Origin of the sequence: Akkermansia sp. UBA7090, from assembly GCF_002493465.1 — a bacterium.
In the GTDB taxonomy this organism is placed as follows: Bacteria; Verrucomicrobiota; Verrucomicrobiia; order Verrucomicrobiales; family Akkermansiaceae; genus Akkermansia; species Akkermansia muciniphila_A.
In genome coordinates, this window is the sequence record NZ_DKYW01000016.1 from 74,466 (window position 1) to 99,738 (window position 25,273).

General features: G+C 54.6%; 23 protein-coding genes. 1 reads left to right on the plus strand and 22 read right to left on the minus strand.

Features of this window, described 5'->3' with window-relative positions; translation table 11 throughout:
- Positions 1-6 precede the first annotated feature (6 nt).
- On the plus strand, positions 7-255 hold the full coding sequence (locus tag B3075_RS05745) for a hypothetical protein (protein WP_290488553.1): 249 nt from the start codon (positions 7-9) through the stop codon (positions 253-255).
- Positions 256-433: 178 nt separating this feature from the next.
- Here B3075_RS05745 and B3075_RS05750 read toward each other — a convergent pair whose 3' ends face one another.
- From B3075_RS05750 to B3075_RS05855, 22 genes are all read right to left on the minus strand, one after another.
- Positions 434-1,201, minus strand: coding sequence for an acyltransferase family protein (locus B3075_RS05750; RefSeq protein WP_290488552.1), 768 nt, complete (start codon positions 1,199-1,201; stop codon positions 434-436).
- Positions 1,202-1,298: 97 nt separating this feature from the next.
- Positions 1,299-2,297: a nitroreductase family protein gene (locus B3075_RS05755; protein WP_290488551.1), complete on the minus strand. Its 999-nt coding sequence runs from the start codon at positions 2,295-2,297 to the stop codon at positions 1,299-1,301.
- A gap of 41 nt (positions 2,298-2,338) precedes the next feature.
- Positions 2,339-3,874, minus strand: coding sequence for a hypothetical protein (locus B3075_RS05760; RefSeq protein WP_290488550.1), 1,536 nt, complete (start codon positions 3,872-3,874; stop codon positions 2,339-2,341).
- Positions 3,867-5,051 (minus strand): polysaccharide pyruvyl transferase family protein, encoded by a 1,185-nt coding sequence (locus B3075_RS05765; RefSeq protein ID WP_290488549.1) that lies wholly within the window; start codon positions 5,049-5,051, stop codon positions 3,867-3,869. The genes B3075_RS05760 and B3075_RS05765 overlap by 8 nt, the downstream gene beginning before the upstream one ends.
- A 223-nt stretch (positions 5,052-5,274) precedes the next feature.
- Positions 5,275-6,279: a glycosyltransferase family 2 protein gene (locus tag B3075_RS05770; protein ID WP_290488548.1), complete on the minus strand. Its 1,005-nt coding sequence runs from the start codon at positions 6,277-6,279 to the stop codon at positions 5,275-5,277.
- Positions 6,280-6,304: 25 nt separating this feature from the next.
- Positions 6,305-7,153, minus strand: coding sequence for a glycosyltransferase family 2 protein (locus tag B3075_RS05775; RefSeq protein WP_290488547.1), 849 nt, complete (start codon positions 7,151-7,153; stop codon positions 6,305-6,307).
- Positions 7,154-7,156: 3 nt separating this feature from the next.
- A complete protein-coding gene (locus B3075_RS05780; RefSeq protein WP_094136159.1) occupies positions 7,157-7,696 on the minus strand; it encodes a putative colanic acid biosynthesis acetyltransferase in 540 nt (179 codons plus the stop codon).
- A 29-nt stretch (positions 7,697-7,725) separates the two neighbouring features.
- Positions 7,726-9,300, minus strand: coding sequence for a hypothetical protein (locus B3075_RS05785; protein ID WP_290492045.1), 1,575 nt, complete (start codon positions 9,298-9,300; stop codon positions 7,726-7,728).
- Positions 9,301-9,327: 27 nt separating this feature from the next.
- On the minus strand, positions 9,328-10,503 hold the full coding sequence (locus tag B3075_RS05790) for a glycosyltransferase (protein WP_290488545.1): 1,176 nt from the start codon (positions 10,501-10,503) through the stop codon (positions 9,328-9,330).
- Positions 10,500-11,639, minus strand: coding sequence for a glycosyltransferase (locus B3075_RS05795; protein WP_290488544.1), 1,140 nt, complete (start codon positions 11,637-11,639; stop codon positions 10,500-10,502). The genes B3075_RS05790 and B3075_RS05795 overlap by 4 nt, the downstream gene beginning before the upstream one ends.
- A complete protein-coding gene (locus B3075_RS05800) occupies positions 11,639-12,682 on the minus strand; it encodes a glycosyltransferase (RefSeq protein WP_290488543.1) in 1,044 nt (347 codons plus the stop codon). Before B3075_RS05800 ends, B3075_RS05795 begins: the two co-directional genes overlap by 1 nt.
- 2 nt (positions 12,683-12,684) lie before the next feature.
- Positions 12,685-13,515, minus strand: a complete 831-nt coding sequence (locus B3075_RS05805) for an alpha-1,2-fucosyltransferase (protein WP_290488542.1) — start codon at positions 13,513-13,515, stop codon at positions 12,685-12,687.
- Complete coding sequence (locus B3075_RS05810; RefSeq protein WP_290488541.1) at positions 13,505-14,644, minus strand: O-antigen ligase family protein; 1,140 nt, start codon at positions 14,642-14,644, stop codon at positions 13,505-13,507. Before B3075_RS05810 ends, B3075_RS05805 begins: the two co-directional genes overlap by 11 nt.
- 40 nt (positions 14,645-14,684) lie before the next feature.
- A complete protein-coding gene (locus tag B3075_RS05815; protein ID WP_290488540.1) occupies positions 14,685-15,650 on the minus strand; it encodes a glycosyltransferase in 966 nt (321 codons plus the stop codon).
- Positions 15,647-16,819, minus strand: coding sequence for a glycosyltransferase (locus tag B3075_RS05820; RefSeq protein ID WP_290488539.1), 1,173 nt, complete (start codon positions 16,817-16,819; stop codon positions 15,647-15,649). The genes B3075_RS05815 and B3075_RS05820 overlap by 4 nt, the downstream gene beginning before the upstream one ends.
- A gap of 33 nt (positions 16,820-16,852) precedes the next feature.
- Positions 16,853-18,031: a glycosyltransferase gene (locus B3075_RS05825; protein ID WP_290488538.1), complete on the minus strand. Its 1,179-nt coding sequence runs from the start codon at positions 18,029-18,031 to the stop codon at positions 16,853-16,855.
- Complete coding sequence (locus B3075_RS05830) at positions 18,028-19,185, minus strand: glycosyltransferase (protein ID WP_290488537.1); 1,158 nt, start codon at positions 19,183-19,185, stop codon at positions 18,028-18,030. Before B3075_RS05830 ends, B3075_RS05825 begins: the two co-directional genes overlap by 4 nt.
- Positions 19,186-19,219: 34 nt before the next feature.
- On the minus strand, positions 19,220-19,996 hold the full coding sequence (locus B3075_RS05835) for a glycosyltransferase family 2 protein (RefSeq protein WP_094136148.1): 777 nt from the start codon (positions 19,994-19,996) through the stop codon (positions 19,220-19,222).
- A gap of 30 nt (positions 19,997-20,026) precedes the next feature.
- Positions 20,027-20,872: a sugar transferase gene (locus B3075_RS05840; protein WP_094136147.1), complete on the minus strand. Its 846-nt coding sequence runs from the start codon at positions 20,870-20,872 to the stop codon at positions 20,027-20,029.
- A 40-nt stretch (positions 20,873-20,912) separates the two neighbouring features.
- Positions 20,913-21,584 carry a tyrosine-protein phosphatase gene (locus B3075_RS05845; protein ID WP_094136146.1) on the minus strand — a complete coding sequence of 224 codons (672 nt, stop codon included), beginning with the start codon at positions 21,582-21,584 and terminating at the stop codon, positions 20,913-20,915.
- A gap of 65 nt (positions 21,585-21,649) precedes the next feature.
- Positions 21,650-24,049, minus strand: a complete 2,400-nt coding sequence (locus tag B3075_RS05850) for a GumC family protein (RefSeq protein WP_290488536.1) — start codon at positions 24,047-24,049, stop codon at positions 21,650-21,652.
- 129 nt (positions 24,050-24,178) lie between these two features.
- Positions 24,179-24,961, minus strand: coding sequence for a polysaccharide biosynthesis/export family protein (locus B3075_RS05855; protein ID WP_094136144.1), 783 nt, complete (start codon positions 24,959-24,961; stop codon positions 24,179-24,181).
- Positions 24,962-25,273: the final 312 nt, after the last annotated feature.

Consider the following 25,273-nt stretch of genomic DNA (forward strand, 5'->3'; position numbering starts at 1 on the left):
TATGATATGGATGGAATTTTAGAAAATCTCAAATATGTCCTGCGTTTGACGTTTATGAAACTAGGTCTTTTCTTCTTTATTCAAGAACCATCCATGGGGCTGTCAGGCATGGAGCGCCGTGGATTTCTTCACTTTGGAGGCGGTTTGACGCCAAATAGCCAGGACGCGAGAAAGTTGCTGGAACGAAGTACATTGCTTATCAATAGACAGAGGGTGATGATGGCTGCTGATACGGTGATGCCGATAAACAGTTGAATGATGACCGTATTGCCTGTGGTTAAAAATGGCTGTAAGAATTTCAGATTGGGAAGGAAAAAGTAATGGAGCAGGTAAATGTCTAACGTGCGCCGGCCGATGTATTCCAGAAGACTGCCTGTAAGATGCCCTTCATTGAAATATTTCTCCTTATTGAAGAAAAATGAAACTACAACCATTAGACCGGCATAACGGACAAGGATGCCAACTGATTTTGATAAAATGGGGGGGGGAATATTTGGAAATATGAATTGGATTTAATCACAATAAGGCATGCCGCAAAGATGACAATGGAAGAAGTTTTCAACCAGTTCTTCGTTAACAGATATGCAGATTTGTTCCAGTATTTACGGCAAAAGATCCCCAATGCAAAAAACTGGAAATAAGTTATTACATGCTCGCATGATAATATGTTTCCCAAGGGGGAAGCCTGGAATTCCTTGATCGCCGGCATCCCAAAAGAGAGGAAATAAATGGAAGAAACGAGCAGGAGCCCGATGTCCAGCACATGCTCCGAACAAAACAGCCTGGATAGCAGAGACAGAGCCAGGAAGATCATGAACATCTGAAACAGGGTGATGGTAAACCAATATGCTCCGAAACCTCCGTGCAGCCAGTAGAAGACTTCCTGATCATGGCAAAACAGGAACAGGGAATAAAACACAATCGTTCCAATTATTTGTGCCTGAATTTTCCTTTTGATGACGTCACCCACAAGGGATGCGGTCCATCTTGTGCAAACCCTGTAGGCGAAGAAGCCGCTGACAAAAAAGAACAGCGGCATCCGGAAAGTCATGATCACCCAGTTTACCATGCTGTCCTTGACATCAGTTAAGCCCATGGAGAGCACCATTACATGGCTGAATACGACGAAAATCATGGAAAAGCCCCGGAGGGCGTCAAAGTATCTCAGCCTTCCTGTTTTCTCTTCTATACGTTGATTCATATTATTTTATCGTACTATGCCTTTTGAGCATTTACGACCAGGCATGTTTCCGAATATTAATAAATCAGGGTAAATTGATCCGTAAGTACGGCCATCATTACCGGTGTATTGTTAATATCTTGCTGACAGGTTTACGAGGCGAGGCCGCTAAAGAAAACTGTTCTGGGCAATCGCCGCAGGCAAGAATGCAAACGACGGTTTCATGGTCGGGGATGGAAACCAGTTGTCTCAACCGGATGTCCTGAAGGGGGGATACGGACCAGTTCAGGAGACAGTGGGCTACCTTGTTTGCATGAAGCGCATAGCAAAGGTTCATCAGGAAGATGCCTGCGTTAGTGTACAGGTCGTTCCGCTCTTCTTCCCAGCGGATGTCGTGGAGATCCGCCGTAATAATGAGCAGCTTGTCTGCCAAATGCCCGAATCCCCTGTTTCCATTCTGAAGGGAAAGCACTTTTTCCCGGATTTCCTTATCACAGATGCAATGGACGCGGGCATGCTGCCTGTTGCAGGCGGATGGGGCATTGCGGGCAAGGGATACGGCTTGTTCTATTTGTTCCAGTGAAACTGGGCCGTTGAAGTGGCGCACGGAATGTCGGGATGCCGAAAATTCAGGAAAGGGGGATTCCAAATGGGCGTAATATTGCTCCCTGGTCATTTCCATATGGCCTTTTCCGTGGTCCGCGGGAGGGAAGTCCGCCAGCAGGCTGTCCAGCGCCTGCTGGAGATCCGGACTAAGGTTGAAATTTTCTTTTCTGTGCACTTCGCGGTAAGCGTCCAAGACGGAAATAGCATGCAGAATTTGATCATCTTGAGGGAATTTTTCTGAATAATCCCTTATCAGACTGATGAGATTCAGTACGGCATCATGGCCGAACCCCAGGCGTCTTTCAGGCATGCTTAATCCTTTTTCCACTACGTGGTAAGCCATGATGACAGAGGCCAGTTTCTGTTCTTTTTCTTCATGGTGAAGAGAACCTGCATGGCGGATGAACCTTTTCCGGTCGTAGGAATAAAGATACCTTAGTTTATAACGGCTGGAACGCGTATAACATATGGCATTGAGGCGGTTGGAAATTTTTTTCAGGAGGTTCAGCATATTCGTGGATGATGGATTGCAGTTAACGGGAAGGTTTTAAATCAGGAACGGATAAGGGAGGCAATTCTTTTTTTAAGCTGTTGAAGAATCAATGTTTTTTCTTGGTTGTTCAATCCTGTCAGGTAAATGAGAAGGATGGACAAGAGAGACGTTGAAAAGAGAAAAATAACGCGTTTTCCGTACATGTCAGGCAACAGCAGATAAAGGGCGCAGTTGACAAGGCAAATCAGCAGGCTGACGGCGACTGTTTTGAAAACCACCTGTTTAAGAAAGGAAAGTATGGAAAAGTGGAGCATTTTTTTCAGAAGCCAGAGCCTCATTATCAGCGCTATGATGGTCAGGACAATGGAGACGACCAGGAAAGAAACGGGCGGGAATCCCCATTGAAAAACCAGATAGCTTAACGGGACATTCAACAGGAGAATTGTTCCCACGCTGGCCTGATAAAGGGCGATTTTCCCGGTAGCCAGAAGAACGGTGATCAAATAGGTGGAGTAGCTCTCCGCCAGCACGTTAGCCAGGAGAAGAACCACGAAGATATTGGTGTACGCGGGGATTTCCTTGAGCCAGAGAGAGAGGATGAAATCAATGTTGAAGCACAGGGGAAGCATGAAGACGGCCAGCAGAAAGAAGCTGTAGCGCGTTCCGTTGAAGACAAGCTTCCACATGTGTTCGTAGTCTTCCGCCGCGTAGCTTTTCGTGATTTGCGGCTGCATGGCGCTGGAAAAACTCCCCATCAGGGAGGTTACTCCGGATGAGATTTGGGACGCCACGGCCTGCGCGGCGTTGATGAGTACGCCGAAAAAGAGGTTGATGACCACATTGATGCCGGCCCCCTTCAGCAGCCAGGCGATAGAGCCGAAGAGGTTCCACGAATAGAATGCTCCCATTTCCTTGAGAAATGGTTTATCCAGAATGGCCCGGTAGCGGCAGCTGGGGTAATGCCGGTTGCAGTAAAGGGCGTAAAAGCCGCTTGAAGCCAGGGTGAGCAGAAAACAGTATCCGGCGAAATAAATCAGCCTGTCCATGGGAACGTAATACAGCAGGATGACGCATATTACTCTGACCCCTGTCAGCAGGATTTCAACTGTCGCCAGCACCCGGAAATTTTCATGCGCTGTCAGTGTTGCGGTGTACGCCACGTTGAGCAGGCTTACCAGGAATGTCATCAGGGAAATCTGATAGACCCAGTTGACGGCATTCATTCGGTCCGCGGGAAAAACCATGCGGCAATTAATTGCCCACAGCCCCACGGTTTCCCCCAGGATGAATATCACCAGGGCAAAAATGAAGAGGATGCTCAGGGATGAGGAAAAAACCTTGTTCAGCCTTTGGTTGTTGTTCCTTCCCAGTTCATAGGTGATGAACCGGCTGATCGCCGTGTTCAGACTGCCGTTGAACAGGCCGAAGAGCGCCACCAGACTGCCGACGACGTTGTAAATCCCGTAATCCGCTATTCCCAGCGCGTCCAGGGTAAGGCGCGACGTGTACAGCCCGATGACCAGATTGATCAGCGAACGGGTGTAAAGCAGTATGGTGTTGCGGGCAATGCGCTTATTGCTGTTTTCTTCAGCCATGGCGGCAAATGCTTTGATGAATGGCTTTTTTCAGAAATTCTGTAGAGTGGGCGCGGAGTTGTTCCAGTCTGTTTTCTACGGCTTCCCATTGAATTTTCTGTTCCATCTGTTCCCGCATGGACCCTTTCTCCGGTGCGTAAATTCTGTCTTCCAGTCCCAGGGATTTCAGGAGAGAGAAGAAACGCGTATTTTGAATGGCCGTGTTTCCTGCCTGAAGAATGCTCAGAAACGGCTTGCGCATGATGATGGAAAAAACCGTGCCGTGGAAGGAATTGGTGATGATATTTTTCGCTTCCTTGAAAGCCTGGATGAATTCATAAGGATCAGGGGTAATGATGTTGTCTTCAGGAATGCAGAGTTCTGTTCCTTGCAGGGGAATGATGCGAAGAGGATTTCCCTTGAATGAGTCAAGAATTTGATCCCAGTAAATTTCTGTGAGGGTATCCGTATTGAGGAAATACCCGAGAATGGAGTCAGGAGGGAGGTAGGTGGATTGCGCCGTGACTAGAGAGGTGTATTCTGAAGAATCCAGCAACAAAGTTGGATCCAGAACGACTTCCACTTGTTCAATACCGGCTTTCTGGCAGATTTCCCTGCCTTCAGTCTCTCTGACGGAGATTCCTGTAAAACAGGGCAGTTCCCGCCTGGCTTCAATAAACCATCGTTTGCTTTGTTTTCCCCAGTTGGCGCTGGCCGCATAGGCTATCCGTTTTCCCGGAGGAGCAAAATTCAGCAGTTTATCAAAATCATCAAGGGTCCATATTTGGTCGCTGCCTGCCAGGTAAACATCCGCTTCCGGTGGATGCTCGCGTAATTTGTCGCGGTCATAGGTGATGGGAGTGGCGTTAAGGTGTTTGCTGATGAAAGATTCAAAGGGGCGCGGATGTTCCTGATTGAAGCGGACAATCCGCTGTTCCTTTTCCTCCGCTTCCCGTACAGGTTTTTGGAAAATTCGGCGGAACAGTTGAAGAGGATGAAAAAGATAAAACTTTATTTTCTCCGGGCAGGAAAGGGGACGGCTGATTTCTTCCTGCTTGATCAGGAAAGGAAAGAGCCCTGTTTTTTCCAGGTAACGCTGAAGAGCGAAGTTCTGTAACAGTGAACCGTAGTTTGTCTTAATGAAATAATAGTGGCTTGTAATAATGCCTGCTTTTGGAAGGTTTGCGTGTTGTTTCATAAGTAGGACCCTGGTGCTCAATGAGAGATTTTGAATTTGGAAGTGTTTTTTGATTCCACCTATTTTTTATTCAACAAAAATGGGAACGGATGGAATTGAAAACGGATAGGTTTTTTTTGATGAAATTCTGAAGCATATTATTGAATTCAAATAAAAAGAGAAATATTATAATTGACGTTATTTTCAAGTAAGCCGGATAAAACTCTTATTGATTTCACGATCGTCAGATGTTCCTTGTCTTCAGCAGAAGGTGGGCCAGCCGGTATCTGCGCGCCGCCAGCAGGCGGCAGACGAGGTGGTAGTAGCGGCCGCACAGGGGAAGCTCCGCCTTGCGGGCGGCCAGGCCGCTGGAAAGGAAGTCCCGGAATACTTCCCTGCGCGCGGCATAGGGCTGCCGCTGGAGGGCATGGAAAATCACGCTGATTTTTTGCAGGATGTAGCCTTTGACGACGGGGATGTCTTCCTGCGGGAGGGAAAGGGAGCTGATCCATGCCAGGAATTTGGCCGTGAGCGTGTCTATGTCCCGGACGAGGTTGAAGCGGCTGCGCTTGGCCGCTCCGTTTTCCTTTTCCTGCGCGCGGTAGTGGTAGAAGGCTTTTTTGACCAGGCTGATGTCCGGGGAGCAGGCGGAAAGATAGTCCAGGACAAACTGGAAGTCTTCAAATACGACGGCAGAGGTATTGAAGCGGATGCCGTTTTTTTTCAGGAGTTCCGTGCGGAACAGTTTGTTGCAGGAGGATTCCATGTCCAGGCTGGTCAGCAGGTAGCGCAGGAAGGCTCCCGTTTCCTCCGCGGGGATGTGCTGGTCCCGGCTTGGGAGGGTGGTTTCCGTGCGGATGAGCCGGAGCCCCGTATGGAAGTCTTTGCTGATTCCGTAGCAGAGGAGGGAGGCTTCCGGCGTGCGCAGAGCCGCCTCATGCAGGCAGTCCAGCATGTCCGGCTCTACGGTATCGTCCCCGTCCACAAAGGCGGTCCAGCTTCCCTTCGCCACGGAGAGCCCCGCGTTGCGCGCGGCGCTTACGCCCCGGTTGTCCTGGTGGATGGCGGTGAAACGGGAATCCTTCCGGGCATATTCGTCCAGAATGGCTCCGCTCTCGTCCGGGGAACCGTCATTGATGCAGATGCATTCCCAGTCCGTCAGGGTCTGGTTCCTGATGGAGTCCAGGCAGTCTCTGAGGAAGGGGCCGGAACGGTAAACGGGGATGATGATGGAAAAAAGGGGGGACATGGAGAGAAAGCGGGGTGGAATGGAATCAGCGTGCCGTTTTGGCGGCGTCTTGTTTCTGTTTTTCGAATTGCCGGGCATCCACGAGGGTCCTGTACCACCATCCCTGCATGAAATGCCACAAAAATCCTTCCCTGCCGTCCAGAAAACCCAGTTTCAGGAAATAACGGTAGCAGAAGTAGGCGAAGGAACGCCAGAAAAGCGGCTGGCGGGCGTAGCGTTCCTTCATGGCCCGCTTTTTGGCCGCCTGCCCGCTGATGCCGGAGGCCGCCGCGGAGGAGGAGAGGATGTCTTCAATATCCGCCGCTTCCCGGGCGGAATAGTCCACGTGCTTGTGCGCCCACCATCCCAGGTCATTCAGGTTTTCGTCCACGAAGTCGTATGCGAATTCGACGGAGCGGCCCCGGCTGAGTTCCATGTGTTCGTCCATATGGCGCTGTTCGCACCTGGCCGCGCCGTAGCGGAACAGGCGCAGCAGCTTGACCGGGTAAACGCCGTGCTTCATCCACCGGCCCAGGAAAATATGCCTGCGCTTGTGGATGATTCCGGTGACGTCCGGGGGGAGGGAGGGCAGTTTTTCCTTCAGTTCTTCCAGGGCTTCCGGCATGAACCATTCGTCCGCGTCCAGTCTCAGGACCCATTCTGCGGTGATGGGGCAGTTGTCCAGAGCCCAGTTGAATTGCAGGGCGTACAGGCCGGGCCATTCATGCTGGATGACCTGCACCCGGGGGTATTCCCGGCAGATAGCGGCGGTGTTGTCCGTGGAAAAACAGTCAATGACAAAGACTTCCCTGGCGATGGGAAGAATGTTTTCCAGACAGCGGCGGATATGGAGCTCCTCATTTCTGGCGAGGATGATGACGGCGAGGTTAAGCATGGTTCAGCGGATCGTGCGTTGTTTGATGAATTGGGCCGGGTTCCCGCCTACAACCGTCCAGGGAGCCACGTCCCTGAATACGGCGCTGCGGGCTCCTACCACGGCTCCCCTGCCAACCGTCACCCCCATGCCCACAAAGGCCTGCGCCGCCACCCATGCCTGGTCTTCCACGGTAATGGGGGCAGAAATAAGGGAGTGGGCGGGGTCCGAGATGTCATGGGAGGCCGTGCAGAGGAAGGCCCCCTGGGAGATGACGGCGTGGTTCCCGATGGTGATGGGGGCCTTGTTGTAAATTTCCGTATCGGGGCCGATGCAGGCGTATTCCCCCACGGAGAGGTTCCAGGGAGCCCAGATTTTACTGCTGGGGTAAACTAGGGAGGCGAGCGGTATGCGCGCCCCGAACAGGCGCAGCAGAAGGTTCCGGGGAACTTTCATGGCGTTGGTGACCATGATCCGGAAGAGGGTCCTGTTGACAATATACCAGCCGTACCGTTTGAGGCGGTAGCTGAGGGAGTAATGTTCCTGGTAACGGGAAAGGTCCATGGCGAAGGGGTGCGGAGGTGGAAGGGGGGTTATGGACGCGGGGCGGCGGCGGGTTCCGCATCCGTCCTTATTCCGGTGGAAAAGGGGGTCAGCGGGCCGTCCGCGGACTGGCCCGCCTTTTGGAAATAGATGTTCCTGAAGGCGCGTCCTTCTCCGGTTCCCCAAAGCGGGCGGTTCCAGGGATGTTCCGGGTGGTGGAGGTGCCCCTTCCATTCCCGCTGCATGTTGGCAAGCCGCGCGGGTTCCGAGAAGGCGAGCGTGGGGGCGGCCTTGGCAAAGACGGAAAGGCTGGGGAGCGCAGCCAGGATCAGGTAACAGACGCACAGCCGGCGCCACCGGGGCGGCCCCATCCGTTCCGAGAAGATGCGGGTGAAGATGAGAGCCAGGCAGAAGAAGCTGACGCTGGAGGCTTTGTAACAGAATTCATTGTAGCCGCCCACGGAACCTATGTAAATGGAGTAGGTAAGGGTGAGAATGGCCAGGGCTGACCAGAACAGGGCGTCTTTTTTGAAGCGGCGGAACAGGAGCGCCGCCGGAACGCCGACCGTCAGCAGCCAGGAGCCGGCCATGGCGGCCCAGAATTTCCAGTTGCCGTACTGGAGCAGGTCAAAGGGGGAGTCCTGCCACGTCAGGCGGATGCGGTTGTTTCCGTTGCTGCTCGTGAAATAGATGCCGGCCAGCAGCACCAGCGCGGCGCCCGCCAGCACCGTCCAGGAGAAGAAGTATTGCCTGACGGGCGTGCGGCGGATCAGCGTGCGGACGGCGATGAAGACCAGAAGGCCCAGCGAGCCGATGGGAGAGGCGAGCAGGCACAGGGAGGCCAGGAAGAGCTGGTATTTGGGCGGAATGTCCCAGGCGACCGCCATGGACAGGAACAGCCACAGCAGCGTGGTGTGATGGAAGGTGTAGTGAAGCTGCATGGTGGGGGGCACGCCCCCGAAGAACGCCAGTACCGTCAGGTAAAGTTCATGGGCCAGCGGTCCTTGCAAATGGAATAAATGAAGCCCCCACCTGACGATGCCGTCCAGCGGGCCCTGGAAAATGAGCAGGAGCAGGAAAAGCAGGGTGGCCGTACGGAATTTGCTCCAGAGGACCGTGAGGGTCAGCGCCAGGCCCAGCCCCGTCCAGGCGGTCAGGACGTAGTTGATGATGAAGATGTCCGAACAGGAGAGGCATTTGCACGCCAGGGCCGGGGGAAGCCAAAAGGCGAGGTAGTAGATGAAGGGCCGCCCGCCCGCGTCCACCAGCGGCCAGTCGCAGCGGATGAGCGTTTCATAAATGGGGTTGCGGACCACGAAGTCCGCGTGCTGGGAAGTGATTCCCGTCATTCCGCCCGCCAGAAGCCACAGAAGGGAAAGGGCGAGGACGCAGAGGTAAATGGCCATCTGGCGCCTGGTGAAATGAAGCGTGGGGGCCGGGATTGTTGCGCTCAGCAGGACGGCTGCCGCGGCTACGGCCGCAGCGGCCGGAACGGAGAACAGGGGCCTGACCCATCCCAGCAGGAAAAGGATGGTCGGGAGCGCCATGTAGGCCACGGCGCAGGATACGGCGAGCCTGCCGCTGACAGTGAATGCGATGTCCGTTTTGTTCCGGGTCTGTTCCATGTAGAGAGAGGGGGAGGGAAAGCGGGTTCAGGAGGCGTGTGGGCGGAAGACTTCTTCCCACTGGGGGATGATGTGCTCCCGCGTGAATTTCCGGCTTTTGGCTACGGTTTTCCGCGCCATGGCGTGCAGGGCGGCCGGTTCCTGCATCAGCCCTGCGGCCATTTCCGCCATCCGGCGCGCCTGGAACCCTCCGGCTGCGGGCAGGATGCAGCCGTCCTTGCCGTGGTCCACCAGGTCATAGGCGGCGGAAAAGCTTCCGTAAACGATGGGGGAAACTCCGAAAGACATGGCTTCCACCATAGCGAGAGGCAGCCCTTCATATTCGGAGGCCAGAAGAAGGAGGGAAGCCTGTTCGTAATACGGAGCCGGATTTTGGAAGCCTTCAAAGGAGACGTGCTTCAGGCGGTGTTCCGCGCAGAATTCCTGAAGGGAGCGTTTTTCCGGGCCGTCTCCCACCAGGCGGAGAGTCCAGTCCGGGAAGCGGGGTTCCAGCAGCGCCCATGTTTCCAGCACGCGGGAGACCCGTTTCTGGTTGGGTTCCAGCCGTCCGACAAAGAGAACCTCCTTTTTCTTGAGGGCCGGATCATAGCGGAATTCCGGATTTTCCACGGTAATGGGGTTGGGAATCGTCAGAAGTTTTCCGGTATCCTTCAGTCCGGTGATGTTCCGGAAGGCCTGGTGGAAACTGTCAGAAAGGAGGATGTAACGGTCGCTGTGGGCGTAAACGTAACGCAGGCTGGCACCGGTAGCCATGGAGCAGCCTTTCAGCAGAAGGTGCAGGAACGCCCTGTTGACCGGGTTTCCCGTCCGGGCGATGCGCATCCGGAGGCCTTCCAGCCGGGCGTTGCAGTCCGGGGCGTTGTGGTGGACGGCCAGCAGGCGGCAGGGCAGGCCTTTCATGGCTTTCCGGCACAGCCTGGTGACGTGGAAGGGCAGGCACCACTGGTTGATGATGACGTCAATGTGACTGGAGGCCAGGATGTCCCGCAGGGCGTTCCGGTTGGCCCGGCTGGAGACGGGGTAGCTCAGCCGGTGCAGGGTGACCCGGTCGTCCAGCGCGGGGGTGGGCGTTTCCGTCACCTGTTCAAAGGAAACCACGTGCACCGCGTGGCCCCGGGCGGAAAATTCATTCGCCAAAATGGCGGTGACGGTTTCCACGCCGCCCACGGAAGGGAATTTTCCAAGCAAAAAGAGAATGTTCATGGGAGATAGACAAATTCCGGTTTGGCTTCCTGCCCCAGCAGATACCGGTACAGGCGTTTCATGCAGTCGGCCGCGTGAGGGGCGGCGCAGGTTTCCATGACGAGGGCGCGGCCGCGTTCCCCCATGGCGAGCCTTTCCTGCGGGGAGAGGCTGAAGGCGTTTTCCAGGGCTGCGGCCAGGGAAGAGGAATCTTTGCCGCACCACCAGCCGCACCGGCGGGTGTTCAGCGCTTCCCACGGCGTTCCCAGGCTGGCGATGACGGGCGTTCCCGCCAGCAGGGCTTCCGCAATGCTCATGCCGAAGTTTTCCTGGTGGCTGGGGGCGCACAGGACGTCCAGGGAAGCGAGCATTTCATATTTCCGCCTCCCGGATACAAAGCCCGTGAAGGAGATGTTGGAAATGTTTTCCGCCCGGACCAGTTCTTCCAGCCGGGCCTTGTATTCCGGTTCTCCGTCCCCGATGAGCAGAAGTTCCGCGTTCGGGAGGCGCAGTTGACCCCAGGCCGTGATCAGGGCCTCCAGATTTTTGATGGGATGAAGCCTGCCCAGGAACCCTGCCCGGAAGCCGTCATGCCCGGGGCGCCTGATGTCCGCAAGATATTCCGGAATCCGCACCGGATTGGGGATGACGGCCACGGGGTTGGAAAACCCCATGTCCCTGTAGTATTCCATTTCCTTGTCGCAGGTGACGTGGACGCAGGCGGCTCCGGCGATGTCTTTCCGGTGCCCCAGGGCGAGCATGAGTTTCTTTTTCCAGCCGCCGCGCTCCAGCGCCTGGGGATACAGCATGCCGTGCAGGGAAACGATGCAGGGGGTGTCCGTTTTGCGCGCGTGCGCGCATGTCGCGTGGTTGACGTCCAGCCACAGGCCGTTGGTATGGTAAAGGCTATATTGGGAGCCGGCCAGAAAACGGCGTATGTTCCGGGAGACGGCGAGGGGGGGGCGGGCGTCAAACGGGCAGGCATGGATGAAGCTGTCTTCTCCCACCATCCGTTCTTCCGGGGAGCCGGGCTGGAGGGTGAGGATATCCGTGGGCATGCCGGAAGCGTTCAGAGCTTTGACCAGGTCATAAGTGCAGGTGCTGGTGCCACCCGAACGGGAGTCAAGGGATGCGATGGTTTGTAATATGGGAGCCATTAATCTAAAAGGGAGGTATATGCCTTGAGCTGCGCTTCCACGCGGCCGTTCCAGTTGATGTCCGCTACGCGGCGCGCCATGGTCTCATAGTTCTTTTCAACTTCATGAATGGCGTTGCGCAGGCCGTCGGGAGCGGCCAGGGAAAAGACCGCGCCCGTTTCCAGAGCGGTCACCATGTCGGCGGCGCTGCCCACCTTGTCGCTGGCGATGACGGGCAGCCCCCGGAAGAGAGCTTCTTCCACGACCAGACCCCAGGGCTCATAGAGCGAGGGGAGGATGAACACGTCATGCCGTTCATAGATTTCCGGGAGCCTGTCATTGGGGATGTGGCCTAGAAAGCGGATGTTGCCCCCGGCCATGTTTCTGAGAAGTTCCTTTTGGGGCCCGTCCCCCACGATGGTCAGAGGCCGCCCGTTGGAGTTGAATTCCCTGATGAGCATTTCCAGATTTTTTTCCGGCGCGAGGCGCCCGACGTAAATGTAGTTCAGGGGGGAGGACGGGGAATGGGGACGGGAGCGGCGGCCTTCCATGTTAAAGATGCCGACGCTGCCCGTGACGTGGATGTCGCCCGGGTAGCGGATATGCTCAAACAGGGCGCGGTGGGGGGAACCGGAAGGGAGAGCCGCGCTCATGCGGCGTATGACGGCTTTTTTAAGCAGGCCTTTCCAGCCGTTCATGCCGGAATCAATGGCTGACGATTCGCAGATGACGGCATTGCGCCGTTTTGAGGAAAGAAAGCTGTAGATGTTGTATTCCGGCGCCATCCAGCCGGAGAACAGCACTCTGCGGGCCCGGACCCGGGCCATCAGCTTCAGGAGCCTGAACAGGACAAGGGCCTTGTTTCTTTTTCCCGCGTCTCCCTCATGCAGAAAGAAATAGTCAAAGCCGTTCTCATTGCCGGAGAGCCGGGTATTGACCGCCTCCGCCCCATAGCCGTAAAGAACCAGAAGAACGGAGTGTTTTTTCGCCAGTTCCTCACAAAGCCTTGCCTTGTAGAAGGAGGGCGTATTGGTCAGGTAGATGAAGTCATATTGCTTTTTCATATTTAAAGCAGCGTCTTGAATTCATCCGGAATGCGGGTGCTGTCCCCCAGAACGGCTTCCGGAACGCGGTCCCGGAACACCCGCTTGAAATGCCTTTTGTTGAACAGGATGGGGCGTTCCCCCATGAATGCCCCCCAGGCGGAGAAGGTGGAGTCCGAAGCGATGACCCATTTGCACTTGCTGATGGCGTACATATCCGCGTAGGCGTTGCCGTAGAACGCGCGCCTGGTGTTGGACAGGGCCAGCAGCTCCCTCAGCTCTTCGTCCGAGCCGTCGGAAAAGATGAGGAATTGCTGGGACGGCTTGATGGACAGGATTTCCTTGACGAGATTCACGTACCAGAGGATATCCACCCGCATCTCCGGGGAATAGTCTCCCAGCCGCACGTGAATGGCGATGCAGTTCTTCAGGGCTTCCGGACGCACGTTTTCAATAATTTCCTTCCTGGTGATTTTTTCAATGAATTCATGCACCAGGTCCATGTGTTCATTGAGGTCGTCGAAGTATTCCCCCATGCCGCGGATTTGTTTCACCCTCCGGGAGCCGGGGCGCAATTTTTCCGCAAGCAGCAGTCGGATTTTTTTGAATCCGCTGATTCCCAGTTCATTGAAAATTTTGAAATAGACTCTTTTATCTTTCTCCCGGCGCAGGAAGGTTCCCGGGCTGAGTTTGGTCCAGGTGGGGGAAATATAGCCTGCGTTTTCCTGCCTGCTGAGTATGTAGGCGCGGGCCGCCACAAACATGCAGTTGGCAAGCCCCGGTCCTGATAAACGGAACCAGCCGAAGTCATAATCCGAGAGGACGGGGTAGAAGTATGTTTTTTCAGATTCCATGTTTAAGGTTTGTCATGCGTTTTTGTAATACGGCGAAGGAGGTGAACAACAGGGTTGTGACTACCTGGTTGATCCCCCACAGATATGATTCAAAGTTGGCGGCGATGAGAACGGAGATAATGATGAACAGGTGTATCCTGTCATAATCGCAAGCGGATTTATGGAATTTCCGCCAGACGGTGAAGGTATAATACGCCATGAACGCAAACAGTAACATGGAGTAGGGAATGCCTATCATTTTCATGATGTCAAGATAGCCGTTATGGGAGCCCAGGCCGCTTACCTCCTTGGCCTTTTCACTCTGTTCCACGTCAAAGCCGTTTCCCAGGATGGGGGATTCTGCAATCATGAGGAGGGTCGCTTTCCGTTCTCCTTCCCGGGAGGATGAAAAATCCATATGTTCCACGGATTCCGTGAACCGGTTCAGGCCGGTGGAAGAGATTCCCGTCATGGGCAGGATGATTTGCCAGGTGAGGATTCCGGCCAGAAGCACCGCCAGAAATCTGACGTTCAAACCGTATTTGATGATGAAGGTCAAACAGAGAATGCCTATGGAAGCCCGGCTGCCGGAGAGGAATGTGGCCAGGGCGCACAGAAGAATGATGGCGATTTTTTTCTTTGAGCGGTCGGAAGAATCCAGAATCATGGCCCCCGCGCATAATGAAGAGACGGCACCCAGACCATTCGCGTTGCAGAACCCCAGGGTGTAGCGTCCCTCAAAAACAAGGTTATTGTGGACAAAGCCGATAAGGATGAGCACGGTGGTGACGGCCGCCAGAACCGGCATGAGACGCTGCAAATAAAGTGACGGGTCCTTCTGGACGGAAAGCGCAATCATCAGGCAGCAGACCACCTTGGCAAGCAGATAGATCCCCGTTTTCTCATTAAGGTCAAAAATACCGAAGGTGAATTGATACAGGATGAAGATGAAGACGAAAGAATAAATGAAAGAGGATGATGCGATCGTCTTCCGGTCAAGTACGCGTCCGGCGTTGATCAGCAGCAGAAGAGCCCCCAGACCCAGCAGAAGGAAAGACCCCATGGAGCCAATGCCGCTTAAGAGCATGTACTGCTGGCCTAGCTGGCAGAGAATGAAGGCGAAAGCCCAGTATTTGCAGAGTGTGGCCATATCCGGATCCGCTGAATTCGAGTGAAGCTGAAAAAGACTGTTACTGCATATATCCCAGTTGGCGCAGTTGCTGGAGAATACGGGTCATTCTTGTATCCCATGATGCGTTTTCCCTGGCGGCGGCCAGGTTTTTATCCGCCAGTTCCTGATAGGAGGAGATGTTGTCCAGAATCTGGGAGAGCCGGTTGCCGATGTCCTCATCCGTCTCCAGTTCAATGACGGGATTGTACCCCAGCAGATCGACCAGTTCTTTGGGGGCATGGCCGACAATGAGCGTTCCGGAGAGCATGCATTCCCAGTAACGCTGCGTCAGCGTTTCCACATCGCCCGCCATTTCCGGGTGGGTTCGGCAGCGCGGGTAGCAAATGACGATTTTTGAGGAAGCCAGCCCTTCGCACAGGGAAGGGAAGTCCGGAAAGACGAGGCGGCCCGGCTCTTCCGGGTAAAGATAGCTGAGGCGGGGAGACGACTGCCGCATTTGAAGAATGGCCTCGTGCACGGGCTGCATCAGGCGCCCGATCTGGAGAATGTCCGTCCGGCGTCCCTCCAGGGGGCCTCCGTCCCGGTAGCCGGCGGGGTCTATGCCTTCCGGAACATGAACCGCGTTAATATGCGGAAGTTTTTCCGTCACGTATTCGCAAACCTGGGATGAGGTGCACAACAATGTTTGCACATGGTGGCGTTTCAGGGAGGAGATGAGGCGCGGCCAGTACCGGGGCCAGACGTCCCACAGCATGGGCACGATTTCATTTGCATAGCCGAACGGCCACGCGAATGAATCCGGATAACCGGCTCCCGGCACCAGCAACGCCCTGCGTGGACTGGTGAACAGGCGGAAATTCCGTGAAACGCGGGATTTGGCGATCAACAGACGCAGATTCCACGGAGCGGAGATTCCCTTGACTGTTTGTCCTCCGCTGGTTGTCCATGCGTCCGCGAACCATTGCATGAAGAATTGGTAATTGCCTTCTTTCCTGATAGGTTCCAGTAATGTTAAATGTTTCATGATTTTACTGCGTTGAACATGTTTTCCCATTCAGAGACAGTCTGCTCCAAATTAAACAGGGGCGCCGCGGCCAGGCCGTTTGCCGCGTAGGTAGAGAGATCTGAGGCCGTCATCTCGCGCATGGCCCGGCACAGGTCTTCCGGATTGTCCGACTCAAAAAAGATGCCGGCGTGATGTTTGCCCACTATTTCCCGGCAGATAGGTATATCCGCCGCCAGAATAGGCAGTCCGCAGCACATGGCTTCCACCTGGACGAGGCCGAAGCCTTCGCAGCGGGAGGGAAAGACCAGGATGGAATGGCGGGGAAATTCTTCCACCATGTTTCCGTTTGGCCCGTGCAGGATGATTCTTTGGCCCAAACCGTGGGAGGATACATATTCTTCAATCCATCCTTTCAACGGGCCATCCCCATAAATATGGAGATTCCATTCCTGGTCCGTTTCAATGAATCTGCGGAACGCGCGGACGGCCAGATCAGTCCCTTTCTGGCGGGAGAGAGCTCCGACGTAAACGAACGTTTTGCTGGTGAGGGACGATTTTCCGGCCGGTTTCATCGTGTTGGGGTTGTAGATTCGGCGGGCGGGAAGATGATGTTTTTCTTTGAATTCTTTTTCGTCCCCGTCAGACAGGACGATGATTTCATCGAAACGGTGGTAATATGCCTTGATGGCCTCCTTCATGTACCGGGAGAAGAAGGAACCCATGTTGGTGAAATAATTGTCATAGGAGGCATGGGACCACGTCATGATTCTCATGCTGGGCAGGAGCTTCTTTTTGGTAAGGGCGAGAAGCAGGGAGTCTTCAAATCCGGAACCGAAAATGACTACATCATATTGATGTTTATTGAGGTGGTTCGTCAGCGCCTTTTTGAAGCCTGACGTATAGCGCGCGGCCGCGTATAGCCGGCAGCCGAGGGCGGAGCTGAACAGAGGGGTTTTACTGACAAGAATGTCCGCCGCGGAGCGGCGAACTTTCTCATATAAATTCATTTCCTTGCAGTAAATATGAATTTGTTCCCGGTTGATTCCGTTAATGCCTGACTGCGGAAGGTTTTTCAGGGAATAGAGGCTTACGTCATGGTTGCGTGACAAGGCATCCATCAGACAGGTCAGGACTTTGGGGACGCCTCCTATTCCGAAATCCGACCATGCGACAAAACAAATTTTCATCTCTGCCAGTGATTTGATAACGTTTTTCTGATCCTACAAAATGGCGTTCCACCTGGATGCCAGGTTTGAGGGGCTGAATTTTTGGGATATGCTGAGGCTGTGAAGGCTGAATCGTTTCAGCTTGTCGGGATTGTTCGTCAGGGCCATGATAGCGTTTGAGTAATCTTCTTCCTGAAAGGGGGGAATGAGGATGCCGTTTTCCCCGTGGGAGATAATATCCCGGACGGCAGGGTAGCTGTCAAAGGCAATAGGAACGCATCCGTGCTGCATGGCTTCTACAAGAACGAGGCCGAATCCTTCAAACGTGGAAGTCATGCAGAATATGGAGGCTCTGGAATAGTAAGGTTCCGGATTCTGGAAGCCGTGGAAGACAATTCGGGAAAGCCCCAGTTTTTGGGCGGCATCCTTAAGCAGCTCCGCATCCGGTCCGTCGCCCACAATGTCCAGATGCCAGTCCGGGCATGCTTTTTCCACTTTTTCCCATATGCGCAGGAGCCTGTCCACTCCTTTTGAGGGATTATCCAGCCTGCCGACAAACAGGCAGCGCGGTTCTTTTTTCTCTTCCCCGGGAAGAGAGGGCGGTTCCACCATATTGGGAATACAGGAGAGCTTGTTCCCGGGGACGGAGGGACACAGTTTTTTGAATTCTTCAATGCCCCCTTCCGAGAGCGTCACTATCTGGTCATAGTCTGAAGCCAGTTCCCGGAACAGGCTGCGCTGAAGCAAAACGGCCCTGCATTTTTTTAATGCCAGGATAAACGTATTATAGAAAAATGAGCGTGTTTTGCCGATCAGGCCGCGTCCGGCGGGCTTCCGGTTGACGGTCCGGTAATGTTTCAGGTAGGTATATTGGGAGCTGTGCTGAACGGCAATGAGTTTAACGGAAACCCCGTTCATGTGCCCGCGACGCCGGAAAATTCCCCACCGCCCCACAATTCCTCCTTCCGTCTGGTCGATGATGGTCTCAATTCCTCTTTCCTTAATCAAGTTAAGCAGAAAATTCTGTTCTTCCTCCCGGCTGAGGGACGCGGGAATGAATACGAGATCCGTCGGAGGCACGTATTCTTCCCCCAGCCTGTTTTTGTTTCTGCAGAGGAGCGTTACCCGGTGGCCTTCACCGGCAAGCATGGCGGCCAGGTGGTGAGTGGCCCGCTCCATGCCGCCCTGTTTGCCCAGGGGTTCATTGGGAAGATAGATGACGATGTTGCTCATGGCTGGTCCTGCAGGCATTCCATCCACAGGGGAATAACCTTTTCCGGTTGATAGTTCGTTAATACTCTGGTGGAGGGAGGGACGTAGGGGCCGCTCATCAGTTCATCCAGCTCCCGCGCGAAGAGGCGCAGGCTGAAGGGCGGGATGAGCCGTCCCGTCTCCCGGTCCGGCAGCATGTCTTCGGCAGCGTGGAAACTGTTGAAAACCACAGGAACGCAGCCGTAGGAGAGAGCTTCGTTAATCACCATGGGCATGCCTTCGTGGGTGGAGGTGAGGCAGAGTATTCTGGCCTTGCGGTAATAGGGCGCGGGTTCCTGGACCCCTTCAAAATGGACGTTTTCCAGCTTCAGCCGTTCCGCCATTCGTTCCAGATTGCCGCGTTCCGGGCCGTCCCCCACCAGGTACAGATGCCAGTCCGGATGAAGCGGCTGCACTTTTTTCCAGACGTTCAGCAGGCGATCCACCTTTTTGGGAGAATCCGCCAGCCTCCCCACATAAAGAACGGCGTTTTCCTTTCCGGAAAGGTCGGGCTGAACGGGGGCATAAGTCAGCAGGTTGGGGATGGCGTACAGACGGGCTCTTTCCGGCGGCCCCGCCAGCTGGAGGGCGTCTTCCGTGTAATGCCGGGAAAGAAAAACCACCTTGTCTGACCCGCGGAACATGTCCCTGTATTTCCTCTTCTTGTTGCTGATGGCCGCATGTTTTTTATAGGGCAGCAGCGCATGGCGCAGCAGCGTTTTTATGGTATTTCCCCAGGTGGAGAAATCCTTCCGGAGCAGGCAGGAGAAATAATCCAGCCCTGTGCGGACGTCAAAGGAAATCCAGGAAATGATGGAAGCCTGGATGTCAAGGTGTTCATGGCTGAAAAAGAAGGAGTCATCCTGATTGGCTCCGCAGTTGATGATGCCGTCCGTCTTTTGTGCGGAGCACAGGGTTTCCACATATTCCCTGTTTTCCTGGCAGAAGAGCGTGTCCTGCCGGGGAAGGGTGAAGTAAGGCGGGGCCCCGGGAGGTGTGTCCGCCGCCTGCCGGAGCGACAGGAAGGAAACCCGGTGGCCGTGCTGCGACAGGGCTTGCGCCAGAAGATACGCCGCCCGTTCCGTTCCTCCCGCATGGGGCAGGATAGGCTGGTCAAAATAGAAAATCAGGTTCATGGCGGAGTGACGGACAGGTGCGGACTGGGAAAATTCAGCGGGTTTTGAACAGGTAATGGATGGGATTGCGCGTGCTGCCCGCCTTGGCCATCAGCCGGGTTACTCCATAATGCCACGGGTAAGGGAGGTTGTTTTTCCTGAATGCCTGTTTGTTCTGGCGCGTGTTCCTCAGGATGGCCCGCAGGCCCGCCGTACTGGAGCCTCCGGTGCGCATGAAGACCATGTCGCGGTCGATATAGGCGGTGGAAATATGGTTTTTTTCTATAAAGCGCAACATGAGCTCAAAATCCGCCGCGCTGCCGATAGCGGGGTCAAAGCCGCCGTAACGGGTAAAGCAGTCCTTTTTACAATAGAATGTGGGGTGCGCCGGGCACCAGCCGCGCTGGAAGGAGCCGGGACGATACTCCGTTCCGCGCCATGTGCGTACGATTTCCCTTGCCCCGTTGATGTAGTGCAGATTGCCATGTACGGCATCCGCCCCATGCCGGGCAAACGCCTCGGCAATGGTTTCCAGCACGCCTCCGTCCTGGTAATAGTCGTCCGCGTTCAGAAAGCCGACGATATCTCCCGTAGCCATGCTTATTCCTTTGTTCATGGCATCATAAATCCCCTTGTCCGGCTCGGATATCCATTTCATGCGGCCGGAAAATTGAGGACTGTATTTTTCAATCAATTCCACGGTCCCGTCCTTGCTGGCCCCGTCCACGACAATGTTTTCCACGTCCGGGTAAGTTTGCCGCAGAATGCTTTCCAGCGTGTCTTGCAGCGTTGCAATGCTGTTATAACAAACCGTAATGACTGAAATTTTCATTTTTCGGTGGTGGAGGGGAGTGGATGAATTTTATTGGACGTCTTTCCGGCGGCTTCTCATGATAAGCTGGGTATTTGCTCTCAAGCCTCTGGTCGGCAGGTCTTTGGGAACCAAGGGGGTGTGATCAGGCCCTCCGAAGGAGGGAAGGGGTTCCTTTCGGATAGTTCTCAAGATAAGCTGCGTATTTTCTTTCAAACCGGAGGTAGCCATATCCCTTGGTTTCAGTACCCGAACCGGCGTGCTGAGAGCGTCCGGACGCTGCTGGATGCCTTCTCTCTCAATGACCTTGAGGAAGGTGTAAAGAAAGATGTTCAGGTCGTACCTGAAGGTCAGGTGGCGTTGGTAGCTCAGGTCATAAGATACCCGTTGACGGAAGGTGAGGTTATTGCGCCCGCGAATCTGGGCCAGCCCCGTGATGCCCGGGCGCAGGGACATTCTTCTTCTCCGGGTGGCAGGCGTGAAGATGTCCATTTGATCGGGAATCCAGGGGCGTGGGCCGATGAAGCTCATATCCCCCAGAAGGACGTTGATGAGTTCAGGCAGTTCGTCCAGGGAGGTGCTGCGCAGCAGGGAGCCTAGGTGCGTCGTGCGTTCTTCGTCCGGGAGCAGGTTGCCTTCCCTGTCCCTGGTGTCTTTCATGGTTTTGAATTTGATGATATAAAAGGGTTTGAGGCCGAGCCCGATGCGTTTTTGAAAGAAAAAGGGTGAAGTGCCCTGGATGATGGCCAGCAGAACAGTCAGAATGACCAATACCGGAAACAGGCATATCAGGCCGAAGAGCGCGCCCGTGAAATCCAGGGCGCGTTTTCCGTAGCGTTGGTAGAAACTGTTATGCAGCGGTTTGCTGACGCGGACATTAGTTGTAGGGATTGTCATGAGTATTGTACGAGAGGGGGTGTTGACAGGGTAGGAGGAGTCAGGTTTTCAGAGGTATGCGGTTGGCCATGGCGATGTTGTGGCTGTCCGTCCCCCACCATTCATAAAGCTGGCGGGTGCGGAACGTTTGTGCCAGGGCTGCGGCGGATTTGCCGTAGAACCCTTTCAGGGAGCCGACATTGCCCTGGTATTTGACGCCTTCCTGCCGGGCCAGCTGGAGAAACTCTTCCTGCTGCAGGATGCGACCGTAACGTTCAGGGTGCGCCAGGACAGGGATGTAACCCCTGTCCCGGACGGCGCTGATCATGTCCTTCCAGGCGCCGGGAAGGTAGTACTGGGGCAATTCCACCAACAGGTGGGTGCCGTCGTAGGTCAGAGGGGTATAACGGCGCAGCTGTTCGCTGAACTGGTTGTCCAGCATGTATTCCGCCGCAAGCCGGAGCTGGAAGTGTTCGTTCCTGGCGTCGGCAAGCAGCTGGTCAAAGCGGCGGCGCAGGAAGTCGGGCGTGTTTTCCGGATAGCGCGCCATGATATGGGGGGTACAGTAGGCTCCCTTAAGTCCCATGGCTTTGAGCCGGCGGATGATGCCCAGGCTTTCCTTGAGGCTGGAGGCTCCGTCGTCCACTCCCCATAGAATATGGGTATGCATATCCATGCCGTCCGGAAAGAGGCTGGATGTGGTGTACCGGGGAGTGAACAGGTTGCCGAACATGGTTGCTGCGAAAAAGATTAAAGAGAAGGGAAGAAAGCCTTGGGCTTATGCATGGCCTGCTCTTGTTAATCCCGTTTCCTGGCGGTTTGCTGCGGGTCTTTGGCGCCGTAGCCATACTGGTAACCGTAGCCGTAGCCATAGTAGCTGTAGCTGGCGGACTTGAAGTTGACGCCGTTGATGATGTACGCCATATTGGGCAGTTTTCCCTGATCGGCCAGTTGCTGGATCTGGGTTAAGTATCGTTTGTCTATTTTCCCGCTGCGCACGGTGTACAGGGTGATATCGCTGAGGGATGCCAGAATGGCGGTATCTGCCAGAATGCCGTAGGGCGGAGCGTCAATGATGACGGCGTCATACTGTTTTTTCAGAATGCTCAGGATTTGACCCAGCAGGGGATGGCTGAGAAGGGTGACCGGATTGGGCACCGTGGGACCGGTATAAAGGACATCCATGCCGCGGGTGTCTTCCCCTACAGGGCGGATGACGCCCGCGGTGTCGGGGTTCTGGCGGAGCAGGATGGAGGTGAGCCCTTTGCGGCCGGAGCCGCCGAGGCGCCGGGTCAGGGAGGATTTGCGTAAATCCCCGTCAATGAGAAGGACTTTTTTGCCGGCATAGGCGAAAGCGGCTGCCAGATTGGCGGAAGTGAAGGTTTTCCCTTCCCCGGGGAGGGTGGAAGTGACCAGAATGACGTGCCCCCCCTGTTCCGGCCTGGGAAGCATGGAATCTACGTTATTGCGCAGGATGTGGAAGCATTCCGCGATGACGGAATGTTCGTCCTGAATGAAAAGTTTGGTGTTCCTGCTTTCTTTTTTGCTCATTTGGGGCAGTTCGGCAATGACCGGCTGCCTGTTTACAGAGGGGAGATCATGTTTATTGTTGACCTTATTGTTCAACATGGCCACTCCCATGAAAGCCAGGATACTGAGCAGGGCCCCGCCCGCCGTTCCTCCAGCGACGTATTTAATGGTTTTAGGAGAGATTGGGAGGTTGGGGCCATGGGCGGCTTCCAGAACCCGGGCATTGGATTCCGTTACCGCCATGGCTAGGGCGTTTTCCTGTTCCTTGCTCAACAGCATCAGGTACAGTTCTTCCTTAACCTTGTGTTCGCGGATGAGCGGAATGATTTCCTGTTCCTTGATGGCAGTTTCCGTGAGGCGTTCAGTCAGGGAATTCCTTTTGTCGATAAGCTGGTTAAGTTTGAGGTCCAGATTGCTGCGGTAGTTGGAGAGAGCTTTGTTAGCCGCCGCTCTGGTGGAATTCATCCTGTCCTTCAGGCTCACGGTAATCGGGTTTTGGGAGCCGGCGCTTCCGGCAATTTTCTGATATTCCAGATAAGCCTCGTTGTAATGTTCTATCTGCCGGGCGATGCCGGAGTCGGGCAGACCGGTTTCTACGGAGATCAGCCCCTGCTTGCGTTCGCTTTCCTTGAGATTGTCAGCAAGGGTGGACGCCAGTTTTATTTGAGTTTCAAGATCAAAGATTTCCTTTTCCAGCGCCTGGGAGGTGCTGAAATCCGCGCTCATGGTTGTGTCCGTATCTTTAACGATGTCACTCTTCGTTTTAAATTCGGTGAGTTTCTTGTCCACGTCGCTCAGGGAGGCTCCAAGTTCTTGCAGCCGGTCCCTAATGAAGATTTTCGTTTTAAGGGAAGCCTTGTTCCGTTCGTCCTTGGAGATTTGGTTGTAAACCTGGATGAGGTGGTTGAGCGTATCTTCGGCTTTCTGAGGATTGCTGGACGTCAGAGTCATCTCCAGAAGGCTGGATTCCTTGGAGTCCGGACGGGTAATGGTCAGGCCATGGAGCAGGGCGTTGGCGGTTTCAAGGACGGGAGAGTGCCGTACGATGACGGTTTTTCCGTTCCATGCGTCGGTCATCAGGGAAGTAGGATGGACGGAAACGGTGGCAAAGGGAAGCGTGAGAGGTTTGCCGTAAAAACCTTCCAGCAGGATGAGTTCCCCCTGATTATTGGGATGGCCAAGCGTGAAGCGTTTTTCATCCAGCGGCGTGATGTGCAGAGTGCAGGCGCGCTGCTTGTCGATCTGTTCAAAGTTCACCAATAAGGGACTGGCATGGTAAAGGTCCAGCTCCCTGAAGTCTTTTTTTTGCCAATAGGATGTGTTGAGGTTGAGGTCTTCCACCACTTTGTTCATTAATGCGGTGGATTTGAGCACGAGGCTTTCATTGGCCAGGTTGGCCGCGTTGGGGTCTATGTTCAATTCCGCCATGATGCGTTCGGAAGAAGCGTCGCTGCCTGTTTTGGAGTCGCGCATCAGAACGCTGGCTTTTTTCTGATAAATATAATTCTGTTTGCCGGCCAGATAATAGGCCGCCGTGCCTCCGGCGAGGGCTGCCAGAATGATGATGAACCAGTAACGGCGCAGAATCATCAGCACCGTATCCAGGGAAAGCGCTGTTTCTTCTGTGTTTTCCGTACCAGGAGGGGTGGGAGCTGTATTTTTTGTCATAGAGGAAAGAAGGTGGAAGGTTGTATGGGAAGACTGAATCCCTAGGAAAACGGTTCGGTTGAACCGAACCGTCCCTATATTTCCGTTCTCAGGTATGATTAACCGGACGGGAAAGCGGCTGAATGTCCGCTACAGGCACAGGGCGACCACGGCCAGAGTAATGCCAAGCCCGGAGAGTCCCCAGCCGTACCATTGGGCAGCGTCGCTGCGCGTGTTGACCTTGCGGTCTGAGGGGGTCACGTAAATGATGTCGTTTTGCTGGATATAATAATAGGGAGAAGTGAACAGATCCTTGCTGCGCAGATCAATGCTGGCGATTTGACGGGTTCCGTTGGTTTCCCGGATCAGCGTGACGTCCCGGTTGCCGTCAATATTCAGGTCTCCCGCCCGGCTGATGGCCTCCAGAATTGTCAGGCGCTGTCCTTCAATGGTGTAGGTTCCGGGGGCATTAACTTCGCCCAGAACGGAGAATTTGAAATTCATGATTTGCACATTGACGGAGGCGTCCCGGATGTAGTCATTGTTCTTGAGGGTCGCGGCAATGTCGGAAGCCAGTTGGGAGCAGGTTTTGCCCGCAGCTTTCATTTTGCCGATGACGGGCAGGACGATGTAGCCCTGGGCGTCCACCAGATATCCTTTGGGTTTGTTGCTGGAACTGCCGGAGGCGGAGCCTATTTCAGACACGGCAAAAGGTGCGGTGAGCTCCGGCTGTTTGCTGCTGACCGCGATGTAGAGCTGGTCGTCTTTCTGGATGGTTGTCTGGTAGTTTGCCTTGATGTTTTCCCTGGAATTTTCAGAAACGTCCTGGATATAAAGGACTTCCTTGGGGCTGACGCAGGAAGGCAGGAGAGCGGCCCCGGCCATGGCCAGGGAGCACAGAATGGCTTTATTGATGAGGTTGTTTGTGTTCATTTGGTGAGGAAGGAGGAACGTTGCTTTTGGGAGGGAAAGACGAACGCGGAAAACAGGGGAAGATATTATTCCGGATCAAAGGGTTTTCTTTCTTGTGCCGGAAGCGTTGCGGGAATGGCGTGCTGCCTTCCGTGGCTGCGATTTTCCGGAGGGTTGAAAGAAAAAGGCCGCTTTGTGTTCAGTCATGATGTTAAATTTGATGATTTTGATTTTTTTGTTCGGAATAAGAAAGTGTTTGAAAAAGGCAGGGGAATAATCAGCAGTAATGAGAAGCGGCCGGCAGGATTGGTCCCGCCGGACGTGCTGGGGAGA